Origin of the sequence: Sphingomonas sp. (assembly GCF_050725575.1) — a bacterium.
Classification (GTDB): Bacteria; Pseudomonadota; Alphaproteobacteria; order Sphingomonadales; family Sphingomonadaceae; genus Sphingomonas.
Genome location: NZ_JBOHHW010000030.1, coordinates 57,303 through 64,792 on the forward strand (window position 1 = coordinate 57,303; position 7,490 = coordinate 64,792).

Sequence of the window (7,490 nt, forward strand, 5' to 3'; positions counted from 1 at the left end):
GGCGCAATGCAGGAAACGGGTGCGGGGGCTCGGCGAACGGGTAATCGGGGCGCCCGAACGGGTAAGTCGCTCCCGTTTCCGCCATCTTCTTGTACCGTCTTCCGTCTAGCGACTCAGAATGGACGGAGTAGCCCCGATCGAAGAACTGATCCCCACCAAGGTCGCGCCACCGCTGTGGATGGGCAACCAGATCCGCCGCGACGTGCTGCTCGATCGGCTGGACGGCGCGCTCGGCTGCCGGCTTACGCTCATCCATGCGCCTGCGGGATATGGCAAGACGAGCCTGCTTGCCCAGTGGCGTCGCCGCTTCGCCGATGCCGATCTGCTCGTCGCCTGGCTCACGCTCGAGCGCGACGAGGCCGATGCCAAGCGGCTTGCCCAATACATCTCCTATGCGATCAGCGGCGAAGCAGTGGACGAGGGCGAGCCCGTCTCCCCCGGCATGCCCGCGCGCGCGGCGCTTTCAGCGATCATCAACCGCCTGGCCCGCGATCCGCGTCAGGCCGTGCTGATCCTCGACGATCTCCACTGCGCCGAGAGCCCTGAGGCGCTCGACTTCCTTCAGTCGCTGATCCGCCTCGCGCCGCGCAACTGCCACTTCATCATCGCCTCGCGCGATTATCCGCGGCTCGGCCAGACGATGCTGGCAGCCGAGGGGCAATTGCTCGAATTCTCCGCCGAAGATCTCAAATTTTCCAACCCCGAGGCCGAGGAGATGCTGGCCCGCGCTGATGGTTTGCCGCTGGGCGAAGACGATGTCCGCAGCCTGATCGAGCGGACCGAAGGCTGGCCGATCGCGCTGCAGCTCACCCTGTTTTCGCTCCGGCGCGGGATCGATCGCCGCAGCTTTGTCGGCGGCGCCGGAGGCTCCGGCTCGGAGCTGGCCAACTATCTCTCCGAACAGGTGCTGATGTCGCTGCCCGAGGACGTGCAGGAAGTGGTGCTGCGCACCGCCCTGCTCGGCCGCGTGACGAGCGAGGCGCTCAATCTGATCTGTGATCGGCAGGATGGCGGGCTGCTGCTCGAGCGGCTTGAGCAGCAGGGCGTGCTGCTCGCCCCGCTTTCGCGCGAGCGCGATGCCTATCGCTACCACCAGCTCTTCGCCGAATATCTGCGCGAGCGGCTCGCCCGGCGTGACGTCGGTCAGTATCGCGCGCTGCACCAGCGGCTCGCTTTGTGGTTTGACGCGCGCGGTGAGACTGCCGAGGCGATCAGCCACGCGATCGAGGCCGAGGACAGCGCGCTGCTTGCCGGCGTTCTCGAAGACGCGGGCGGCTGGCGGCTGATCCCGCAAGGCCAACTGGGTCTGGTCGAGCGCGGCCTCGCCAGGTTGAGCGCGGCGGAGATCGACGCGAACCCGGCGCTGGTGCTGGCCGAGCTCTATCTCGACATCAAATGCGGGCGGATGGACGCGGCGCGGCTTGCCCATGACCGGCTGGTCGAACGCGCCGGGCGGGAGGAGACTTCGCCCGATCTCTGGACCGAGATCCGCGTCGTCGGCGACATCCTCGCCGAATATGAAAACGAGCCGTTGACGCTCGAAGACCTGCTCGCCCGCGAGGCGCTGCTGCGCACGCTGCCCGCCGACGATCACCTGGTCGTCGCCAATGTTAGCGAATCACTCGGTGCCAAATATTATGAGGGTGGCTGGCTGGAGCGCGCTATGGAGCCGACACTGGCGGCGCGTGGCCATTACCAGGCGATGGGATCGCTTTACAGCGAGCTGTTCACCCGCTTTCACGAGGCGCGTATTCGCGAAGGGCAGGGGCGGCTCAAAGACGCGGTGGCGGTGCTCGCGGTCGCTCATAAGGAGATCGAGGCGCATTTCGGCGCACGTTCCGATCTCGCCGCCAATTGCGCGGCGTTTGAGGCGGAACTGCTCTACGAACAGGACCGCGCCACCGAAGCGAACGCCCTGCTCGAATGGGCGCTGCCGCACATGGAGCAGTCGGACGGCTGGGTAGATGTCTACGCCGTCGCCTATTTCACCGCCGCGCATGCCTTGATGGATGACGGTGCAATCGATGCCGCCCGCGCGCTGCTCGCCCGGGCGCGCAGCGTCGCGCAGCGCCGTCGCCTGCGCCAGCTCGAGCTGCTCGCCGAACTGTGCGAGCTCGAACTGCTGCTACGCGATGAAGCCTTGCTGGGTGAAGCGCAGGCCTTTGCCACCACGATCGGGCTCGATGCGCTGGCTGATGCGATGGCAGAGGAATCGCCACACTATCGCCCGGTGGCTGTCGCCGCCTCGCTGTGCCGCACCCGGCTTGCGCTGCTCTCCGGTGCGCATCACACCGCGCTCGACGAGCTGAGTGCAATGGCGCGTTGGGCGCGCCAGCATGGCGCCGGCCGGCTGCTGATCGACCTCAACCTGCTCACGGCGCACGGCTGTCGCGCGATCGGCGAGGCTGGAAAGGCGCAGGCCTGTTTTGATGAGGCAGTGGGCACCGCGATGTTCCAGGGGATCGTCCGCCCGTTCCTCAACGCTCGCGCTTTTGTCCAGGCTTCGCTTGATGAGGCGCTGGCAGGCTCGCCCGATCGTTTCCGCGCACAGTTCCTGAAGGGTCTCACTCGCTCGCTCGGCAACACCCGGCCGCCAGCGTCCGCACCCGATGCACTCAACGATGCCGAGGCTGCGATCTTGCGCCATCTTAGCCAAGGCTATTCGAACAAGGAGATCGCTCGGTTGATCGGCATGTCGCCCGATACGGTGAAATACCGGTTGAAGGCAGTGTTCCGGAAAATCGGCGTCAACAAGCGCCGCGACGCGGTGCGTGTGTCGCACGAACGCGGGCTGATCGCGGGCGCGCCATCGCGCCCCGCGGCTTTCTGAGCAGTTGTTCCCCCCGAATGGGTGAAAGCCTTACCCGTCTTGCTCTCCTATTTACCCTGAAAATCGCGTGACGGTTTCACGGCGCTGCCTGTTCAATGCTCCTCCTGAAAAACAGCTGGCTGTCGTCAAGGGAGGCGGCATTCCGAGCCGGCAAAAATAGCAGAGGGCGGGTGGTCATGACGCACGGATATTCGAAGAAATTGGTTAAGCGGAAGCGGCTGATACTGCTTTCAGCGTGTGTGGTGATCGGTTGGTCCAGTGCGGCGATGGCGCAGGACAGCGCCGATCCGGCGCCGGCAAAGGCGCAGTCGGACGACGATATCGTCGTTACCGGCACGCGAGCGGTGGCCGGTACCAAGACGGACACGCCGCTGACCGAGATTCCGCAATCGATCAGCGTGATCACGTCGGAACAGTTCAAGGACCGCGCCGCGGTCAATCTCCAGGATGTCGTCCGCTACAGCGCGGGCGTCGCCTCCGAACTCAACGGCGTCGATGCGCGCGGCGATTTCCTTGCGGCGCGCGGCTTCGACGTGAACCAGTATCTCGACGGGCTCAACCGCATGCCGAGCTTCGTCTACGGCGCGCGGTTGGAGATCTATACGGTCGAGCGCGCCGAGTTGATGCGCGGCCCTTCCTCGACCCTGTACGGCGGCGGCGGCGCGGGCGGTATCCTCAACGCGGTCAGCAAGCGGCCGCAGGACGAGTTCGCCGGTGAAGCGGGCGTCACGCTCGGTACCGATGCGCGCAAGGAATTCCGCTTCGACGTGACCGGCGGCCTGGCCGATGGCGTCTCGGCGCGCCTCGTCGGTCTGGTGCGCGACGGGCATTTGCAGCAGCCGTCGCAGGACGATGACCGCATGCTGATCATGCCCGCGGTCACCTTCAAGCCCAGCTCAAGCACCGAGATCACGCTGATCGGCCTGTACCAGAAGGACCGCCTCGGCACGCAGACCTATCTGCCGACCTCCAAGACCGTCGATGCGGCCAACGCCAAGGTGGCGATCCCGTTCGACTTCTACCTGGGCGAGCCGGACTTTAACCACAGCCGCAGCGACTATTATTCAGGCAGCGCGCTGCTGACCCAGCATTTCGGTGACAACATCACCTTCAACAGCCGCAACCGCTACTTCCATCAAAAGGTCGACTACCAGGAGGTCTATGCGGATTATTTCTACACGGATGCGGGCGTGGCCTATGCCGATGGCCGCGGGCCGCGCATGCCGGCGCGCTACTGGTATTTCAACCGCGCCCGCTATGACGACTTCAACACCGACAACAATCTGACCTTCAAGTTTGATACCGGCCCCTTCAAGCATCAGGTCCTGCTCGGCTTGGACTATACCTCGTTCAAGGAAGACAAGAGCGAGGGTTTCGGCGCCGCGCCGACAATCAACATCTATGCCCCTGTCTATGGCCAGGCCTTCGCCACGGCGCCCTGGGGCCCGAACAAGGTGACGAAGAACACCCAACTCGGCTTCTACGCGCAGGATCAGATTCGCGCTTGGGACCGTATCTCGCTCGTCTTCGGCCTCCGCCACGACAAGGTCACCTCGAACGTCGATGGTGTCGATCAGCCGGACAACAAGGCCTGGACCTTCCGCGGCGGCATCATCGCCGATGTCACCAAAGGTGTGTCGCCCTATTTCAACTATTCGGAATCGTTTTTGCCGGTGTTCGGCACCAGCTTCGCCGGCGTGGCCTTCGTACCGCGGAAGGGCCGGCAATATGAGGCGGGTGTGAAGTTCGCGCCGACCCGCAACGCCCTGATCACGATCGCCGGGTTCGACGTGAAGGAGCAGAATTATCTGATCTCCGATCCGGCCAACATTCAGAATTTCCTGCAGAACAGCACGGTAGGGTCGAAGGGCATCGAAGTCGAAGGCACGTGGCGCCTGCCGCGCAATTTCGAGCTGACCGCGGCATACAGCTATACTCAGGCCAAGTTCGTCGAGAACCCGGTCCCGTCGATCGTCGGGAACCGGGTGAGCAACATGCCCGAGCACCAGGCATCGATCTGGGGCGCGAAGAACTTCGCACTGGGCAACGACATCACTGGCAAGGTGGGCCTCGGCGTGCGCTATCAGGGCGACAAGATCGACACCTCGCAGACCTATTTCATCGATCCCGTCACGCTGGTCGATGCGATGTTCGAACTCGACTACAAGGGCTGGAATCTGTCGGTGAACGCCAGCAACCTGTTCAACCAGCGGGTCTACACCAACTGCAACTACAGCGCGGCAGCGAGCGAAGGCTATTGCTATCTAGGCAAGGACCGTACGGTGCTCGCCTCGGCGCGCTTCCGCTTCTGACCTGACGCACCGGGGCCGGAGGGTTTTTCCTCCGGCCCACAGTTTTCCATGCATTCATAGGATTGAACGCCGATGCCCGCCCTTCGTCTCGCGACCGCCGGGTTGCTCCTTACCGCCACCGCGAACAGTGCCCCGGCGACGCCGGCGCCCGAGGCGGCTGAGCTGATCCTCACCAATGGTCACGTTTATACGGTCGAGGATAGCAAGCCCTGGGCGGAGGCGGTGGCGATCAAGGATGGGCGTATTCTCGACGTTGGTACCAGTGCCGAGATCGCCCGGCGCCAGGGCGCGAAAACCAAGGTTGTGGACCTCCACGGCCGCTTCCTGATGCCCGCGTTTGGCGATGCGCACGCGCACCCGATCTTCGGCGGCATGAGCCATGCCCGCTGCGCGCTCCATGCCGGCAAGACGCTGGACGACTATCGCAAGACCATCGCCGATTGCGTTGCGAAGACGCCCGGCAACGGCACGATCTTCGGCTCGGGTTTCAACCAGACCCTGTTCCCGCCCAACGGCATTCCGCGCAAGGAAATCCTTGATGCGATCTCCAGGGAGCGTCCGCTGATCTTCGAGTCCGACGGGCACACACTCTGGGTGAATTCCAAGGCGCTGGAACTGGCCAAGATCACCAAGGACACCCCAGATCCCAGGAACGGGACGATCGACCGCGATCCGAAAACCGGCGAACCGGTCGGCGGGCTGGAAGAGGCGGCGATGGCACTCGTAGATTCGCTGGTGCCGCCGCCCACCGACCAAGATCTGCAGGGTGCAATCAGCTACACCGTCAAGTTCTTCAACAGCATGGGCATCACCTCGTGGCACGATGCGGCTGTCGAGTGGGACAAGGGTGGCACCAGCCGCGCGATCGACGCCTATAAGGCCGTCAGGGATCGCGGCGGGCTGACCATGCACACTGCGATGGACCTGCGCTGGAACAATGAGCGCGGCATCGAACAGATGGCCGATATCCTCAAGCTCTCGGCCAGGGCGCGCGAGATCGGACTCACCGCGAATGGCGTGAAGTTCTTCATCGACGGTGTGATCCCGCAGCAGACCGCGGCAATGCTTGCGCCCTATGAAGGCACCGACGTGAAGGGCGCGACCCAGATCAAGCTGGAGACGCTCGCCGAGGCGGTCACCGCGCTCGATGCTCGCGACATGCAGTCGCATTTCCACACGATCGGCGACGCTGCGGTACGCGAGGCGCTTGACGCAGTCGCCGTTGCTCGCAGCCGTGACGGCATGAGAGACACGCGCCCGATGATCTCGCACATGAACGTTATCGACCCGGCCGACCAGCCGCGCTTCGCCAAGCTCAATGTAACCGCGATCTTCCAGCCGCTCTGGGCCTGCAACGAGGCCTATATGGCGCTCACCATCGAGCGGATCGGGCCGGTGCGCTCGACCTATATCTATCCCGCAGGCAGCGTGCTGCGCTTCGGTGGGCGCCTGGCCTATGGGGCGGACTGGTCGGTCGCTTCGGCCAATCCGTTCGAGGGTATCGAAGTCGCGCTCACCCGCGTCGCACCGGAGGGGAAGCTGCCGCCGCTGGAGCCGACCGAGGCGGTGACGCTGGAGCAGGCCCTGCGCGCCTACACGCTCAACGTCGCCTATGTGAACCATCTCGACAAACGAACCGGCTCAATTGCACCGGGCAAGAGCGCGGATCTGATTGTGCTCGACCAGAACCTGTTCAAGATCCCCGCACGCCAGATCCACGCGACCAAGGTGATGCTCACTCTGTTCCAGGGGCGCGAGGTGCATGGCAGTCTCTCCGGTCTGGGCATGTAATGGCGCGATAACTTCGTCAGCTTTTCCCGCGATCCAGACAAGGCCGTCGCCGGAACGATGGGGAGGGCGGTCGATTGCTTCGACCAGGAGTTAAGCTGATCCGATTGCCGTGAACGCCGCGCCATGGCCGCGTTCCGACGAGTAACCCCGGCCATGTTGGACCCCGCCATCTCGGCGGTCGTCGGTGATGAGCACCTGCCTGGCGCTGTGCGTAAAATTGGTGCCTGAACTGCTTCAGGCCGCGCCCTCCCATATTGGAGAGGCAAACATACGCGACACGTCCGCCCGTCAGTCCCGCTCCAGATCATGAGGGCTCACTCAGGGCCGAAAAGCATCATGAGCATCTGCGCCTTCCAGATGTTCGATGCACGTTCGAGCGCCGCTTTGTCCGGATTGCGAATATACTCAACGATGAGGCCACGAGTAACGGCGTTACTGAGCAATTGTATGCTCTGCGTGTGGCTATCGTTGCTGATTCCGGCAGCACGAAGAATGCAGTTACCCCATCTGAGCACACGCCGGTCGAAGCGGCGCGCGGGGGTTCGACCTCCTTGTCC

At 63.9% G+C, this 7,490-nt stretch carries 4 protein-coding genes; 3 read left to right on the forward strand and 1 reads right to left on the reverse strand.

Features of this window, described 5'->3' with window-relative positions; translation table 11 throughout:
- Nucleotides 1–118: 118 nt before the first annotated feature.
- The 3 genes from ACRECS_RS18275 (at nt 119) to ACRECS_RS18285 (ending at nt 6,933) form a co-directional block, all read left to right on the forward strand.
- Entirely contained in the window at nt 119–2,830 is a 2,712-nt protein-coding gene (locus ACRECS_RS18275) for a LuxR C-terminal-related transcriptional regulator (RefSeq protein ID WP_431584374.1), read from the forward strand.
- Between the two features lie 242 nt (nt 2,831–3,072).
- Nucleotides 3,073–5,142: a TonB-dependent siderophore receptor gene (locus ACRECS_RS18280; RefSeq protein ID WP_431584375.1), complete on the forward strand. Its 2,070-nt coding sequence runs from the start codon at nt 3,073–3,075 to the stop codon at nt 5,140–5,142.
- Between the two features lie 72 nt (nt 5,143–5,214).
- Nucleotides 5,215–6,933, forward strand: coding sequence for an amidohydrolase (locus ACRECS_RS18285; RefSeq protein WP_431584376.1), 1,719 nt, complete (start codon nt 5,215–5,217; stop codon nt 6,931–6,933).
- A 314-nt stretch (nt 6,934–7,247) separates the two neighbouring features.
- Here the strand turns inward: ACRECS_RS18285 and ACRECS_RS18290 are convergent.
- Nucleotides 7,248–7,490, reverse strand: a 243-nt coding sequence (locus ACRECS_RS18290) for a hypothetical protein (RefSeq protein WP_431584377.1), incomplete at its 5' end; no start/stop codon positions are given.

Excerpts from the sequence above, each read along its gene's own strand:
- ACRECS_RS18275 (WP_431584374.1), top strand. The coding sequence starts at position 119 with ATGGACGGAGTAGCCCCGATCGAAGAACTGATCCCCACCAAGGTCGCG.
- ACRECS_RS18285 (WP_431584376.1), top strand. The coding sequence starts at position 5,215 with ATGCCCGCCCTTCGTCTCGCGACCGCCGGGTTGCTCCTTACCGCCACC.